Genomic DNA, 15,679 nt, shown 5'->3' on the forward strand with positions numbered 1-15,679 from the left:
GATTGACAATCCCCACTTGCAGCCCCCATTTTGCGCCGCCATAGAACGTGCCGTATTCGTTGCGAAAGGTCGCCCTTAAAAATGCCCGTTGTCGTCGTAGAATCTCCTGCCAAAGCCAAGACAATCAACAAGTACCTGGGGTCTGATTACACGGTTCTGGCATCCTACGGGCATGTGCGCGACCTGCCGCCCAAGGACGGGTCGGTCGATACCGAGCACGATTTCGACATGACCTGGGAAATCGGCAACGATTCCCGCAAACATGTCAAAGCGATCGCCGACGCGCTGAAGGACGACAACGAACTGATCCTCGCGACCGACCCCGATCGCGAAGGGGAAGCGATTTCCTGGCACCTGGAAGAGGCGCTGCGCAAGCGCCGGGCGATCAAGAAGGACACGCCTGTCAGCCGCGTGGTGTTCAACGCGATCACCAAATCGGCGGTGACCGAGGCGATGAAGAACCCGCGCCAGGTCGATAACGACCTGGTCGACGCCTATCTGGCGCGCCGGGCGCTGGATTATCTGGTCGGCTTCAACCTGTCCCCCGTGCTGTGGCGCAAACTGCCCGGCGCGCGCTCTGCGGGACGGGTGCAATCGGTCTGCCTGCGGCTGATCGTCGAACGCGAGATGGAGATCGAGGCGTTCAATCCGCGCGAATACTGGTCGGTCAAGGCGATGCTCGCCACCCCGCGCGGCCAGGAATACGAAGCCCGGCTGACCGTGCTGGGCGGCGACAAGCTCGACAAGTTCGGCATTGAGAACGAGACCCAGGCGGAAATCGCGGTTCAGGCGATCACCAGCCGCGACCTGGTGGTGAAATCGGTCGAGGCGAAACCGGGCAGCCGCAATCCGTCGGCACCGTTCATGACCTCGACCCTGCAGCAGGAAGCCAGCCGCAAATTCGGCATGGGCGCGCGGCAATGCATGAACGCGGCGCAGCGGCTCTATGAGGCGGGCTACATCACCTATATGCGGACCGACGGTATCGACATGGCGCCCGAGGCGGTGATGGCCGCGCGCGACGAAATCGCCAGCCGCTACGGCAAGGAATATGTGCCGTCCTCCCCGCGGATGTACAAGAACAAGGCCAAGAACGCCCAGGAAGCGCACGAATGTATCCGCCCCACGGACATGTCGCGCGATCCCGGCCAGTTGGCCAAGCTCGAAGCGGACCAGCGCAAGCTCTACGATCTGATCTGGAAACGTACGATTTCGTGCCAGATGGAAGCCGCCCGTCTGGAACGCACCACCGTCGACGTGGGCAGCAATGACGGCCAGATCGGTCTGCGCGCCACCGGTCAGGTGGTGCTGTTCGACGGTTTCCTGCGCGTCTACGAGGAAGGCCGCGACGATGACGTGGTCGATGACGACGACAAGCGCCTGCCGCAGGTCATGGAAGGCGAAAAGGCCGACAAGCGCTCGATCAGCCCGGAACAGCATTTCACCCAGCCGCCGCCGCGCTATACCGAGGCGACGCTGGTCAAGAAGATGGAAGAGCTGGGGATCGGTCGCCCCTCGACCTATGCCAGCGTTATCACCACGATCCAGGACCGCGAATATGTCCGCAAGGACAAGAACCGGCTGTTCCCCGAGGACAAGGGCCGGATCGTCACCATCTTCCTGCTGAACTTCTTCCGCAAATACGTGGGCTACGACTTCACCGCCCAGCTGGAAGAACAGCTTGACGACGTGTCGGCAGGTCAGCGCGATTACAAGGATGTGCTGGCCCGGTTCTGGCGCGATTTCTCGGCCGCGATCGCGGAAACCTCGGAACTGCGGATCACCGAAGTTCTCGACGTGCTTGACGACGCGCTGGCGCCGCAGCTGTATCCGCCGCGCGAAGACGGCTCCGACCCGCGCATCTGCCCCAAATGCGGCACCGGGCGGCTGCACCTGAAAACCTCGCGCACCGGCGGGTTCGTCGGCTGCGGCAACTATCCCGAATGCAATTACACCCGCCCCATCGCCGGCGAAGGCGCCGAGGGCGACGAACGCATGCTGGGTATGGATGGCGAGGATGAGATCTGGCTGAAATCGGGCCGCTTCGGGCCCTATGTGCAGCGCGGTGAACCGACGCCGGAAAACAAGAAACCGCCGCGCGCTTCGCTGCCCAAGGGTTGGTCCAAGGACGATATGGACCTGGAAAAGGCGCTGACCCTGCTGAGCCTGCCGCGCGAAATCGGCCAGCACCCCGACGGCGGCATGATCAGTTCCAATTTCGGCCGTTTCGGCCCCTATCTGATGCACCAGCTGCCCGATGAGGCGAAACCGGTCTACGCCAACCTGAAAGATCCCGCCGACGTGTTCGAGATCGGCATGAACCGCGCGGTGGAACTGCTGGCCGAAAAGCGCGCCAACGGTCCCGGACGTGGCCGGGGCGCGGCGGCGAAGCCGCTGAAGGAACTGGGCGAACACCCCGATGGCGGCGCGATCGCCGTGATGGAGGGCCGCTATGGGCCTTACGTCAAATGGGAAAAGGTCAACGCCACCCTGCCCAAGGATGTCGATCCCAAGGACGTGACGCTGGAAATGGCGGTCGAGCTGGCCAATGAAAAGGCCGCCAAGAAGAAACCGGCGCGCAAGACCGCCGCGAAGAAAACCGCCGCCAAGAAGACCCCGGCGAAGAAAACGACGGCCAAGAAGCCGGCCGCGAAGAAAAAGACCGACTCGGAATAAGCACTGGGCGGCGGCCGCGCGGCCGCCGCATCGCCCGGCGCGCGCCGGGCGCCCCCGCCAAAGGCGTATTACTACGTATTGGCCCAAACCCCTCAATTTCTATACAAGCAGGACGACGCGTCAGGCGGCTGAGGGCGGTGTTTCATTGACACCCGCCCTTGCCCGCCGCACTCATGACGTGAAGGGCTTTGAGGGAGACATTCATGAAAAAAGTCTACGCAAACGCCGCCGAGGCGCTGGATGGCGTCCTGTTCGACGGCATGCTGATCGCGGCGGGCGGCTTCGGCCTCTGCGGCATTCCCGAACTGCTGATCGCGGCGATCCGCGACGCCGGGACCAAGGATCTGACCATCGCGTCGAACAACGCGGGCGTCGATGATTTCGGTCTGGGCGTGCTGCTGCAGACCAAGCAGGTCAAGAAGATGATGTCGTCCTATGTGGGCGAAAACGCCGAATTCATGCGCCAGTACCTCAGCGGCGAGCTGGAACTGGAATTCAACCCGCAGGGCACGCTGGCCGAACGCATGCGCGCCGGCGGTTCGGGCATCCCCGGCTTCTACACCCGTACCGGTGTCGGCACGGTGATCGCCGAGGGCAAGGAACACAAGGACTTCAACGGCGAAACCTATATCCTCGAAGAGGGCATCTTCGCCGACCTGTCGATCGTCAAGGCCTGGAAGGCCGACACCACCGGCAACCTGGTGTTCCGCAAGACCTCGCGCAACTTCAACCCGCCGGCCGCGATGTGCGGCAAGGTCTGCATCGTCGAGGTCGAGGAAATCGTCGAACCCGGCGAACTGGACCCCGACAACATCCACCTGCCCGGCGTCTATGTGCACCGCATCGTTCAGGGCGAGCACGAAAAGCGCATCGAACAGCGCACCACCCGCAAGAAGGAGGATGCATAATGCCCTGGGATCGTAACCAAATGGCCGAACGGGCCGCGCAGGAACTCGAAGACGGCATGTATGTGAACCTCGGCATCGGCATCCCGACGCTGGTGGCGAACTATGTCGGCGACAAGGACATCACGCTGCAATCGGAAAACGGCATGCTGGGCATGGGCCCCTTCCCCTTCGAGGGCGAAGAAGACCCCGACCTGATCAATGCCGGCAAGCAGACCATCACCGAACTGCCCCGCACCGCCTATTTCGACAGCGCCACCTCCTTCGGGATGATCCGTGGCGGCAAGATCGCGGCGGCGATCCTGGGTGCGATGGAAGTCAGCGAAAAGGGCGATCTGGCGAACTGGATGATCCCCGGCAAGCTGGTGAAGGGCATGGGCGGCGCGATGGACCTGGTCGCGGGCGTCGGCCGCGTTGTCGTGGTGATGGACCACACCAACAAGCACGGCGAATCGAAGGTTCTGAAGGAATGCACCCTGCCGCTGACCGGCAAGGCGGTGGTCGACCGGATCATCACCAACCTGGGCGTTCTGGACGTGACCCACAAGGGCCTGCATATCGTCGAACTGGCCCCGGGCGTGACCCGCGAGGAAATGATCGCCTCGACCGAGGCCACCATCGTCTGATCAAGATCGCGCCCGGGTCCCCGCCCGGGCGCGTCACTTCATCGTCGTGAAGACGCAGCCGTCGGAAATCAGGACGGGCGGCGTCTGGCACAGCCCCCGCGCCACCGAATAGGCCGCCAGCACCTTGGGCACGTAATCGCGGGTTTCGCCGAAGGGCGGCACCCCGTTATGATCGCGCACCGCGCCTTCGCCGGCGTTATAGGCCGCCAGCGCCAGGATCGGATCGCCGCCGAATTCTCCCAGCAGCCAATCCAGATAGGCCACCCCGCCGCGGATGTTTTCATCCGCGTCCAGGCTATCGTCGACCCCGAACCGTTCCGCCGTCGCCGGGATCAGCTGCATCAGCCCCTCGGCCCCGGCCTTGCTGACCGCATCGGCGCGGCCGCCCGATTCCACCGCGATCACCGCCAGCACCAGCGCCGGCGACACCCGAGTGCCGATGGTGCTGATCAGCATCCGCGGCCCCTGTGCGCGCACGATCGGCAGCAGGTCGTCCAGACGCGGCGCCGCCACCGCCTCGCCCTCGGGCGGGTTGCCCAGCAGGGTCAGCGCCGGTTCCAGTCGCCCCGCCCCCGCCTGTGCAATCTCGGGCGACACGGTTTGCCAGAACCAGCCGAACCGCCCCGCCTGCGGCCCCTGCGCGGGGTCTGGGGGCTTTGCTGCTTCGGCGGGCCTGCTGGCGACCACCGCCGCCAGCCGCGCCGCCTGTTCCGCCGGATCGATCTGCACCGTGATCCGTTTCTGCCCGGGCTGGGGCGGCTTGACGCGCTTGAAGGTGAAATCGGCAAACGGCGCCGGCCCCTCGGCCCGGACAGGGGCCGCGGCTGCCGCGATGCAGATCGCGCAGGATAAAAGGACGCCCCGTTTCATGGTGCCCTGCTCTGCCTCTTTGTTATCGTTGCGCGCAGTATCGCAGAAAACCGGTTTTCAGACCAGTTTTCCGTGAAAATCGGGGGTCATTTTAACTAAAAATCGCCACATTCATCTGATCCGGCCCGTTCAAAACGACCTTTGATAAAAATTTATCCTTTAGTTTCAACGGCCCACAACTTTTGGGTTATATTTTCAAAAAAACTCTCTTTTTAAAACAATTCCGCCCAACTCCCGCCCCAATCGAAGCGCTTATTAAGGTCATACCACGACGGGGACAGGCAAGTGAGAGAGGCCTGAACGTCACCGGCGGGGGCAAAGAGAAAACCACTTGAGACAGAGTTACTGGAGAGAGACCATGATCAAATTCATCAAGAACTTCCGCAAAGACGAAGACGGCGCCGTGACTGTTGACTGGGTCGTGCTGACCGCAGCCGTCGTCGGCCTGGGCATCGCAGCCGTGACCACCGTGCGCAGCGGCATCGACACCGCCGCCACCACGCTGACCACCGACCTGGGCACCAGCATGACCGAGGCAGCCGCGGTCAACTAAGTCCGAACGACTTCGCAAAGTTCCGGGGCCGCGCCTGTCCAAGGCGCGGCCTTTTTCTATTTCCGCGCCAAGCGGGGATTGCCCCCAAAAGAACCGCGAAAACGTCGTTAACAAATCCTTTTCACGCCCAACTCCCGCCCCAATCGAGGTGCTTATTAGCGTCATACCGCGACGGGGACAGGCAAGTGAGAGAGGCCGGAACGTCACCGCCGGGGCGAGATTGAGACAGAGCAACTGGAGAGAAACCATGATCAAATTCATCAAGAACTTCCGCAAAGACGAAGACGGCGCCGTGACTGTTGACTGGGTCGTGCTGACCGCAGCCGTCGTCGGCCTGGGCATCGCAGCCGTGACCACCGTGCGCAGCGGCATCGACACCGCCGCAACCACGCTGACCACCGACCTGGGCACCAGCATGACCGAGGCAGCCGCGGTCAACTAAGACCGAACGACTTCGCAAAGGTTTTAAGGCCACGCCTGGAGAGGCGTGGCCTTTTTCTATGTCACGACCCTCACACCCAAATAGGAAAAGAACGATCTAAACGTCGCGATCCGAACCTTTTCGCGCCGCATTCCTGCCCCAATCCAGCCGCTTTCTGAAAGACGCCCCTGCCGGGACGGTCGTAATCCTTCGGAACACCGTCTTTGCCGCGGGCATTCGAATGCAACTTCCGAGCAGCTGGAGAAAGACCATGTTCAAGTTCCTCAAGACCTTCCGCGCAGATCAAACCGGTGCCGTGACCGTGGATTGGGTCGTGCTGACCGCCGCCGTCGTCGGGCTGGGCGTTGCCGCCGTCGCGACCGTATCGGATGGCATCGACACCGCCACGAACTCTCTGGTCAACGACCTGATCGCCGACACAGACACGGCCACAGCGACAAACTGATCCTCTGTGCCCCCCGTAGACCCGGGCGCCGCACCATCCCGATCGTGCGGCTTTCGGGTTTCCATACCGGAACATCGAAACCGCCACATTCTTTACACACCCTGACCACAGGATTGACGCGAGGAACCGGTACAAACCGTAGATCATTCGCCATCAATCCCGAAAGGTCAGGACCATGACCGAAGTTTCGACATTTAATTACCGACAGTTCGCCGAGGATGAATCCGGGGCGGTGACGGTCGACTGGGTCGTCCTGACCGGGGCGATAGTGGGGCTCGCCTTCGCAGCGACCATCCCCGTTTTTTCAAGCACCGAAGCCGCGTCAAATGCCGCCAGCCTCTCACTGCAAGACGCCATCGTCTCAGCTGGCGAAGTCAATTGATTTCCCGCATCCTGACGCGCCTGCTCCATCATTTCGCCCCATTTTACGCCTAGCTTGACCGGAAGCTGAGACGCGGCGGACACGAACGGTTTCCGCCGCAAGATGAGAAAGGATATGCCATGCGCGCTATTTTCGGATTGGTCCTCGTTCTGGGCCTGGGCCTTGCCGGCTTCGCCGTCTATATGGCCAATGACTATATCTCGGGCTTCGAGGCGGAACTGGCGCGCGCCAAGAGCGCCCAGAGCAGCAACGTGAAACTGGTCGAAGTGGCCGTCGCCAACCGCGCGCTGGCCTATGGCGAAACCCTGACCCCCAAGGATGCGCGATTGGTGAAATTCCCTGCCAACGCCCTGCCCGAAGGGGTGTTTTCCACCGCCGCCGACCTGTTCCCCGATGCCAACAATCCCGACAAGCGCCGCGTCGTGCTGCGCCCGATCGAAAAGAACGAAGCGATCATGGCGGTGAAGATCACCAAGCCCGGCGAAGATGCCGGCCTGACCTCGCGGCTGGAACGCGGCATGCGCGCCTTCGCCATCAAGGTGGACGTCGCCAGCGGCGTGTCGGGCTTCCTGCGCCCGGGCGACCGCGTCGATGTCTACTGGACCGGCGAAAGCATGAGCGGCCCGCTGTCCGAGCGGCGCGACGTCACCAAGCTGATCGAAAACTCGATCGAGCTGATCGCGGTGGACCAGACCGCCAATAACGACGGCACCACCACCACCATCGCCCGCACCGTGACCGTGTCCGCCACCCCGGCGCAGGTGGCCGCCCTGGCCCAGGCGCAATCCACCGGCAGCCTGTCGCTGTCGCTGGTCGGGGCCGAAGACGACACCGTCGCCGGCGCCATCGAAATCGACCAGCGCAGCCTGCTGGGCATCGAGGAAGAAGCGCCGGTCGAAACGGTCGAGGCGAAAAAGCAGGTCTGCACCATCCGCACCCGCCGTGGCGCCGATGTGGTGGAAATCCCGATCCCCTGCACCAACTAAAGGTCATCACACCTCCCCAATAGGGCGGCCGGACCTCCAGCCGCCCGTTGCATTTCAGCCTCAGGCGGCGATGAAATGGGCACAAAACACATGAAAACCGGGGCCGAACCTATTGATTCTTGCAAAATTTGGAAAATTCGCGCAGTCTGCATGAAAGAAACGGGCACAAGACCCGCATTTTGAGGCGTGATCGAAAAGGCAGGTCACATGACAAACGGTAGAATTTTCAAGGCTGCGCTGGTCGGTCTGTCGCTGGCCATCTGCGGCGTAACTGCCCCGGACACGGTCCTGGCGCAGGAATTGCGCGTGGTCAAAAACGGCACCTCATCGCGCTTGAGCGTGCCGATGAACCGCGCCGTGGTGGTGGAAAGCGAAACGCCCTTCGCCGAGCTTTCGATCGCCAACCCGGCCATCGCGGATATCTCCTCGCTGTCGGACCGGTCGATCTACGTGCTCGGCAAGGCGCCCGGCACCACGACGCTGACGCTGCTGAATGCGCAGGGCCAGCTGATCACCAATGTCGACGTGGTGGTCGCCGCCGATGTGGCGGAATTCAAGGAACGGCTGCGCCAGATCCTGCCCGGCGAAAAGATCGAGGTCCGCACCGCCAATGACGGCATCGTCCTGTCCGGCACGGTGTCTTCGGCGATGAAGCTGCAGCGCGCGCTGGACCTGGCCGAACGCTACGCGCCGGAACGGGTGTCCAACCTGATGACCGTGGGCGGCGTCCAGCAGGTGCTGCTGAAGGTGCGCTTCGCCGAAATGGAACGCAACGTGTCCAAATCGCTCAGCTCGTCCTTGTCGTTTAACGGCAATAGCGGCGGGACGACCCTGAACGGCGGCACCAACACCACCAACACCTCGGGCGGCGTGACCACCGCGCTTGGCGGCTCCATCCCGGGAGTCAACGAAAACAACGGCGCCATGCTGTTCGGCTTCGGCGTCGGATCGGTCGAAGTGGGCGTGCTGCTGGAAGCGCTGGAAAGCAAGGGCGTCGTCCGCACCCTGGCCGAACCGAACCTGACCGCCCTGTCCGGCCAGGAAGCGAAATTCCTCGCCGGTGGCGAATACCCGGTCCCGGTCAGCCAGGAAAACGGCATGATCTCGGTCGAATTCAAATCCTTCGGGGTCGAACTGAACTTCGTGCCGCGGGTGGTCGACGGCGACCTGATCAACCTGGAACTGCGCGCGGCGGTGTCGGCGATCGACCCGTCGAACGGCTACTCCACCGACGCCTTCACCATCGACGCCTTCCGCCGCCGCGAAACCTCGACCACGGTGGAAATGCGCGACGGCGAAAGCTTCGCCATCGCCGGGCTGCTGCAGGACGAATTCATCGACGTAAACGGCCAGGTGCCGTGGCTGGGCGACATCCCGGTGCTGGGCGCGCTGTTCCGCAGCGCCGAATACCAGCGGTCGCAATCCGAACTGGTGATCATCGTGTCGGCCCATCTGGTGACCCCGACCCGGGGCGAAGCGCTGGCGCTGCCGACCGACCGGATCATGCCGCCATCGGAAAAGGACCTGTTCCTGCATGGCCGCGTGGCACGCGACAATTCGCGCAAGCTGAAAGGTGCGGCTGGCGAAGTCGCCAACCAGGATTTCAGCGGCTCTTACGGCTATGTGATGGAGTGACCCGATGAAAGCCCCCCTGATCAAGATCGCGCTGTTCACCAGCGTCGCTTTCATCGCCGGGTGCGACGGCAATAACAGCTATTCCAGCTTCACCTACGAAGCCGGGGCGCTGGTCGGAGGCGGCGATTTCGGCAATTCCACCATGAACAACACGATGATCCAGACCGGCGAAAAGACCTATGTCGCCAGCCTGGCCAATCGTTTCGCCCAGGAAGTGCCCACCACGATCCATTTCGAGTTCAACTCGACCCGGATCGACGCCGAGGCCGCCGCGGTGCTGCGCCGCCAGGCCGATTGGATCCGCCAGTTCCCCGAAGTCCGCTTCCGGGTCTACGGCCATACCGACGCGGTCGGCAGCGACAGCTATAACTACCGCCTGGGCAAACGCCGCGCCGATGCCGTGGTCAGCTTCCTGTCGCGGCACGGCATCAGCCGTTCGCGGCTCGAAGCGGTCGTGTCCGAAGGCGAAACCCAGCCGCTGGTGCCAACGGAAAGCCGCGAACGCCGCAACCGCCGCACCGTCACCGAAGTGACCGGTTTCGTGCGCCGCCATCCCACCGTGATGGACGGTAAATACGCCCAGATCGTGTATCGCGATTATGTCCAGAGCGCCGTTGTCGCCACCACGCTGACCGGGATCGAAGGCAGCGTGACCATGGGCAACAGCCAATAGAACAATCCGCGCCATGGGCGCGGATCGTCCAGAAATACCGCACAATTTCGAAACTTTGGCCCTAATCTCGCCCAGATTGCCCGCGATCTTGTTCCGAGACGGAGTAGTGCGTTCGGCGTTTGCCGGACGTGGCGCTTACGGGCCGAAGGAACGGGGCAGTTAAGAAACCCCGCCTCACAGTGCCCTCGGCGCCGCAGCTGAAGGACAAGAGGCAATGACGAGTAGCGACAATTCTAATGCGGATGCCAGCCCGATTCTGGCCTGCACGATTAGTCGGGATGTTCAGAACTTCGACCTGCTGATCGAAGACATGGAAGCGATCATGGGCGAAGCCTGGGGCGACCTGGGGTTCAACGATGCGCTTGCCTTTTTCCAGCAGCCCGGGTCGGACACGCTGGAATTCATCGCCATCGCGATCGACCGCGAAGACGAAGGCAACCTGATCCTGCTGGGTGACATCATTTCCGCCGCCAAGGGGCTGGGCATCAAGGTGATCCTGATCGCCGAGGAAGTCACCCCCGCCGCGCTGCACCAGTTGCTGCGCCAGGGCGCCGACGAATTCGTCCCCTACCCGCTGCCGGAAAACGAATTGCAGGCCGCCGTCGAACGGTTGCGCGCGCCCGAACCGGCGCCCGAACCGGCCGAAGAGGCCGAGGAAGCCGAAAAACCCGCCGCCGCCCCCGAACAGCCGGTGAAATCGGCCCATAACCGCGAAGGTGTGGTTCTGGCCGTGCACGGGCTGGCAGGCGGCACCGGCGCTACCACCCTGGCGGTGAACCTGGGCTGGGAACTGATCGCCGCGGCCGGCAAGAAACAGACGCCGCCGCGGGTCTGCATCATCGATCTGGACCTGCAATACGGATCGGTTTCGACCTATCTCGACCTGGCCCGCCGCGACGCGGTGTACGAATTGCTGTCGGATACCGAAATGATGGATGACGACAGCTTCACCCAGGCACTGATGTCCTATGAGGACAAGCTGTTCGTGCTGACCGCGCCGAAGGAAATGCTGCCGCTCGATCTGGTCGGCCCGGAGGACATCCAGCGCATCATCGACGTCGCCCGGCATCACTTCGATTACGTCATCATCGACATGCCCAAGACCCTGGTGCAGTGGTCCGAAACCGTTTTGCAGGCCGCGCATGTCTATTTCGCCACGCTGGAACTGGACATGCGTTCGGCGCAGAACGCGCTGCGGATGAAACGCGCGCTGCAGGCCGAAGACCTGCCGTTCGAAAAGCTGCGCTTCGTGCTGAACCGGGCGCCGAAATTCACCGATCTGAGCGGCAAATCGCGGGTCAAGCGGCTGGCCGACAGCCTCGATATCTCGATCGAACTGCAGCTGCCCGATGGCGGCAAATACGTCACGCAGGCGGGCGATCACGGCGAACCGCTGGAAAAAAGCGCGGCGAAGAACCCGCTGCGCAAGGAAATCGCGAAACTGGCCGCCTCGCTGCATGAGCTTGGCCAATCGGACACCGAATAAGCGCGGCTAAGGGGGACACAGGATGTTTTCACGCTACAAGAAGAAAGACCACAGCGCGGCGGGCGCCACGGCCACCGCGAAAGTCGTCCAGATGCCCCAGGCCGCGGAAAAATCTGCCGCGCCGGCCAGGAAGACCGTGAGCATCCGCAAACCGGTGCAGAAGGCGCCCGCCCAGGCGCAGCCGATGGACAAGGAACGCAAGCGCAAGGAACGGCTGTCGGAAATCAAGCTCGAGCTGCACCGCGCGCTGCTGGACAACCTCAACCTCGGGGCGCTGGAAACCGCGACCGAGGCCGAGCTGCGGGCGGAAATCAGTTCCATTTCCAGCGAATTCCTGGAAGAAAAAGGCATCGTTCTGAACCGCGAAGACCGCACGCAGGTGTTCCAGGAACTCTATGACGAAGTCACCGGGCTGGGCCCGCTGGAAACCCTGCTGAAGGACGAAACGATCAGCGATATCCTGGTCAACGGACCCAAGCGGATCTTCGTCGAACGCTTCGGCAAGCTGGAACTCAGCGACGTCACCTTCAAGGACGAAAAGCACCTGTTGCGGATCATCGACAAGATCGTGTCCGCCGTGGGCCGCCGGGTGGATGAATCGAACCCTTACGTCGACGCCCGTCTTGCCGACGGGTCGCGTTTCAACGCGATGGTGCCGCCGATCGCGGTGGACGGGTCGCTGGTGTCGATCCGGAAATTCAAGAAGGACAAGCTGGGCATCGACGACCTGGTCGGTTTCGGCGCCTTTTCCGAAGAAATGGCCGCCTATCTGCAGGCCGCCGTCGCCACCCGGCTGAACATCATCGTGTCGGGCGGGACCGGGTCGGGTAAGACCACCACGCTGAACGCGCTGTCGAGCTTCATCGACAATTCCGAACGTATCCTGACGATCGAGGATACCGCCGAATTGCAGCTGCAGCAGATCCATATCGGCCGGATGGAAAGCCGCCCGCCCAATGTCGAGGGCAAGGGCGAAGTGTCCGCCCGCGACTGTCTGAAAAACGCGCTGCGGATGCGGCCGGATCGGATCATCGTCGGCGAAACCCGCGGCGAGGAAGTGATCGACATGCTGCAGGCGATGAACACCGGCCACGACGGGTCGATGACCACGATCCACGCCAACAACCCGCGCGACGGGCTGTCGCGGCTGGAAAACATGATCGCCATGGCCGGGGTGGAAATGCCGCTGAAGGCGGTGCGCAGCCAGATTTCCTCGGCGGTGAACCTGATCGTGCAGGTGTCGCGCCTGCAGGACGGGTCGCGCCGGATGACCTCGATCACCGAAATCACCGGCATGGAGGGCGACGTGATTTCCATGCAGGAAGTGTTCCGCTTCCAGCGCGTCGGCCTGACCCCGGAAAACAAGATCATCGGCCATTTCACCGCGACGGGCGTGCGCAGCCACTTCTCGGAACGGTTCCGTCTGTGGGGCTATGACCTGCCGGCCGAAATCTTCGAACCCGTCTCTGCGGAGTAAGCCTCATGACCATCCCCATTCAACCGCTTATCTACGGGCTGATCTTCGTCGGCGTCCTGGTCATCGTCGAAGGGCTCTACCTGACCGTCTTCGGCCGCTCGATCAGCCTCAACAGCCGGGTCAACCGCCGGCTCGACATGCTGGAAAAGGGCAGCGACCGCAGCGAGGTGATGGAAAAGCTGCGCAAGGAAATGAGCCAGCACATGCAATGGCGCGGGATTCCGGTCTATTCGCTGCTGGCCGCCAAGGCGCAGAAAGCGGCCATCGCCTTTTCGCCGGCGCAGCTGCTGATGATCATGGCCGCGCTGTCGGGCATGGCCTTCGTCGGGCTGACCGTCGGCACCCAGACCGGGGTGCTGATCCGTATTGGCGTGTCCATCGCGATGGGCGTCGGCGGCGTCTTCATGTGGGTGTCGAGCAAGGCCAAGAAACGAACGAGCATGATCGAGGAACAGCTGCCCGACGCGATCGAACTGATGGTACGATCTCTGCGCGTCGGCCACCCGTTCAGTTCCGCCATCCAGATCGTGGCACGCGAAGTGGCCGACCCACTGGCCACCGAATTCGGCATGATCGCGGACGAAGCCCAATATGGCCGCGATGTCGGCGAGGCGCTCAAGGACATGGCCGAGCGGCTTGACATGCAGGATTTGCGCTTCCTCGCCGTGGCGGTGACCATCCAGCAGCAATCGGGCGGCAACCTGGCCGAGATCCTGGCCGGCCTGTCCAAGGTGATCCGCTCCCGTTTCCGCCTGTTCCGCCGGGTCAAGGCGATCACCGCCGAGGCGCAATGGTCGGGCAAGTTCCTGTCGGGTTTCCCGCTGCTGGCGCTGGTCGGCATCAACCTGCTGGACCCGCATTATTACGATGAAGTGCTGGATCACCCCTATTTCATCCCCGCCTGCGTCGCGGTCGGCGTGTTCCTCGTGGCGAACATGATCGTCATGCGGATGCTGGTGAACATCAAGGTCTGAGGAGAACCATCATGGACATCGTCAACATGTTCTTCGGGGACAAGGCCAGCGACGCCGGTCCGCTTCTGCTGGTGGCATTCCTGGGCATCGCCCTGATCGTGATCACCCTGCCCTTCCTGCTGAAGACGCGCCCGGACCCGCTGGACAAGCTGAAGGCAGACGCCCGCAACAGCCGGCCCGCACATGGGGAATCCCTGCGCACGGGGAAAAGCGCCCAGAAGCTGGAAAAATATTCCAGCTTCCTCGAACCGCAGGACGAAGAGGAATTTTCCAACGTCCGCCTCAAGCTGACCCAGGCCGGGTATCAGTCGAAAGAGGCGGTGATGATCTATCATTTCGCCCAGTTCGCGCTCGGCCTCGGGCTGCTGGCGGTGGGCGTGCTGTATTACCTGCTGTTCATCGCGGGCGATCAGGCCGACGTGCAACAGGCGATGATGTATATCCTCGGCCCGGGCATTGTCGGCTACATGGCGCCGAAATACTGGGTCACCCGTCGTCAGCAGGAACGCCAGGAGGCGATCACCGACGGCTTTCCCGACGCGCTGGACATGATGCTGGTCTGCGTCGAGGCGGGCCAGTCGATGGACCAGGCGATCATCCGGGTGTCGCGCGAAATCCGCGCCTCCTTCCCGGCGCTGGCCGACGAATTCGAAATCGTGTCGCAGCAGATCAAGGCCGGCAAGGACAAATCCACCGTGCTGTCCGACATGGCCGAACGCTGCGGCGTGCCGGACGTGTCGAGCTTCGTGACCGTGATGGTGCAATCGCAGAGCTTCGGCACCTCGATCGCCGAGGCGCTGCGCGTCTATGCCGGCGAAATGCGGGATAAACGCGTGATGCGCGCCGAAGAGAAGGCAAATAAGTTGCCTACCAAGATGACCCTTGCCACAATGATGCTGACCGTGCCGCCGCTGCTGATCATTCTGGTCGCGCCGTCGGTGATCGGGATCATGGCACTGGGGCAATGAGCAGATCAAAATGAAACATATTCGCGCCGGGCTTGGCCTGGTTGCACTGACCGCTCTGGCCGCCTGTTCTTCGGGCGGCCTTGGCGCATCCGATGACGTCTATGCGCCGGGCATCGCCCCGCGCGGACAGGCGGTTGACGGGCTGGTGGTGGCGCAGCGGCTGATGGATGCGGGGGAATACGAACTCGCGCTCGAAGCCTATTCCCGCGCCGCGCTGGAACATGGATTCACCGTCGACGTGCTGTCGGGCCTGGGCACCGCCAACCTCGGCCTGGGCCGGCTAGGGCAGTCCGAAAAGCTTTTGCGCCGGGCGATCGACACCGACGAAGCGCGCCCCGAAGTGTGGAACAACCTCGGCGTGGTGCTGATGGAGCGCGGCAAACTGCCCGAGGCGGTGCAGATTTTCAAAACCGCCTATGCGCTCGACAATGGCGAAAGTGACGCGATTCGCGATAATTTGCGCTTGGCACTCGCAAAATCCGAAAATCCGGATTATGATGAAGACTTAGAACAAGAATATAAATTGGTGCAGCGCGGCACGGGCAACTATGTCATCCGCCGGATACCATGATTGGGCAAGA

Annotated in this window: 16 protein-coding genes; 15 read left to right on the forward strand and 1 reads right to left on the reverse strand. The window is 62.6% G+C overall.

The features are described 5' to 3' along the window. Positions 1-81: 81 nt before the first annotated feature. From topA to GR167_RS06055, 3 genes are all read left to right on the forward strand, one after another. Complete coding sequence (gene topA / locus GR167_RS06045) at positions 82-2,676, forward strand: type I DNA topoisomerase (protein WP_160972520.1); 2,595 nt, start codon at positions 82-84, stop codon at positions 2,674-2,676. Positions 2,677-2,879: 203 nt separating this feature from the next. Then, a complete protein-coding gene (locus GR167_RS06050) occupies positions 2,880-3,584 on the forward strand; it encodes a CoA transferase subunit A (protein WP_160972521.1) in 705 nt (234 codons plus the stop codon). Further along, positions 3,584-4,207 carry a 3-oxoacid CoA-transferase subunit B gene (locus tag GR167_RS06055; protein ID WP_160972522.1) on the forward strand — a complete coding sequence of 208 codons (624 nt, stop codon included), beginning with the start codon at positions 3,584-3,586 and terminating at the stop codon, positions 4,205-4,207. Before GR167_RS06050 ends, GR167_RS06055 begins: the two co-directional genes overlap by 1 nt. Before the next feature lie 33 nt (positions 4,208-4,240). On the opposite strand, the gene GR167_RS06060 is transcribed toward GR167_RS06055, so the two are convergent. Continuing rightward, entirely contained in the window at positions 4,241-5,077 is an 837-nt protein-coding gene (locus GR167_RS06060) for a lytic transglycosylase domain-containing protein (RefSeq protein WP_160972523.1), read from the reverse strand. A 358-nt stretch (positions 5,078-5,435) separates the two neighbouring features. Between GR167_RS06060 and GR167_RS06065 the strand changes: the two genes are divergently transcribed. The 12 genes from GR167_RS06065 (at position 5,436) to GR167_RS06120 (ending at position 15,669) form a co-directional block, all read left to right on the forward strand. After that, a complete protein-coding gene (locus tag GR167_RS06065; RefSeq protein WP_160972524.1) occupies positions 5,436-5,630 on the forward strand; it encodes a Flp family type IVb pilin in 195 nt (64 codons plus the stop codon). A gap of 247 nt (positions 5,631-5,877) precedes the next feature. Further along, the gene (locus GR167_RS06070; RefSeq protein WP_160972524.1) at positions 5,878-6,072 is read left to right on the forward strand and encodes a Flp family type IVb pilin; all 195 of its coding nucleotides are present in this window, start codon (positions 5,878-5,880) and stop codon (positions 6,070-6,072) included. A gap of 220 nt (positions 6,073-6,292) precedes the next feature. Beyond that, positions 6,293-6,517 (forward strand): pilus assembly protein, encoded by a 225-nt coding sequence (locus tag GR167_RS06075; protein WP_370741251.1) that lies wholly within the window; start codon positions 6,293-6,295, stop codon positions 6,515-6,517. Between the two features lie 175 nt (positions 6,518-6,692). Beyond that, on the forward strand, positions 6,693-6,899 hold the full coding sequence (locus GR167_RS06080; protein ID WP_160972525.1) for a hypothetical protein: 207 nt from the start codon (positions 6,693-6,695) through the stop codon (positions 6,897-6,899). Positions 6,900-7,018: 119 nt separating this feature from the next. Further along, positions 7,019-7,885 (forward strand): Flp pilus assembly protein CpaB, encoded by an 867-nt coding sequence (gene cpaB, locus GR167_RS06085; protein ID WP_160972526.1) that lies wholly within the window; start codon positions 7,019-7,021, stop codon positions 7,883-7,885. A 207-nt stretch (positions 7,886-8,092) separates the two neighbouring features. Further along, a complete protein-coding gene (locus tag GR167_RS06090) occupies positions 8,093-9,520 on the forward strand; it encodes a type II and III secretion system protein family protein (RefSeq protein ID WP_160972527.1) in 1,428 nt (475 codons plus the stop codon). Between the two features lie 4 nt (positions 9,521-9,524). Continuing rightward, the gene (locus GR167_RS06095; protein ID WP_160972528.1) at positions 9,525-10,193 is read left to right on the forward strand and encodes an OmpA family protein; all 669 of its coding nucleotides are present in this window, start codon (positions 9,525-9,527) and stop codon (positions 10,191-10,193) included. A 214-nt stretch (positions 10,194-10,407) separates the two neighbouring features. Continuing rightward, positions 10,408-11,679: a CpaE/TadZ family protein gene (locus tag GR167_RS06100; RefSeq protein ID WP_160972529.1), complete on the forward strand. Its 1,272-nt coding sequence runs from the start codon at positions 10,408-10,410 to the stop codon at positions 11,677-11,679. Positions 11,680-11,701: 22 nt separating this feature from the next. Beyond that, on the forward strand, positions 11,702-13,156 hold the full coding sequence (locus tag GR167_RS06105; RefSeq protein WP_160972530.1) for a TadA family conjugal transfer-associated ATPase: 1,455 nt from the start codon (positions 11,702-11,704) through the stop codon (positions 13,154-13,156). A 5-nt stretch (positions 13,157-13,161) separates the two neighbouring features. Next, entirely contained in the window at positions 13,162-14,130 is a 969-nt protein-coding gene (locus tag GR167_RS06110; RefSeq protein ID WP_212769837.1) for a type II secretion system F family protein, read from the forward strand. Positions 14,131-14,141: 11 nt separating this feature from the next. Next, positions 14,142-15,098, forward strand: a complete 957-nt coding sequence (locus GR167_RS06115; RefSeq protein WP_160972531.1) for a type II secretion system F family protein — start codon at positions 14,142-14,144, stop codon at positions 15,096-15,098. A 10-nt stretch (positions 15,099-15,108) separates the two neighbouring features. Next, positions 15,109-15,669: a tetratricopeptide repeat protein gene (locus tag GR167_RS06120; protein ID WP_160972532.1), complete on the forward strand. Its 561-nt coding sequence runs from the start codon at positions 15,109-15,111 to the stop codon at positions 15,667-15,669. Positions 15,670-15,679 lie beyond the last annotated feature (10 nt).

This window comes from Thalassovita mangrovi (genome assembly GCF_009857745.1).
Classification (GTDB): domain Bacteria; phylum Pseudomonadota; class Alphaproteobacteria; order Rhodobacterales; family Rhodobacteraceae; genus Thalassobius; species Thalassobius mangrovi.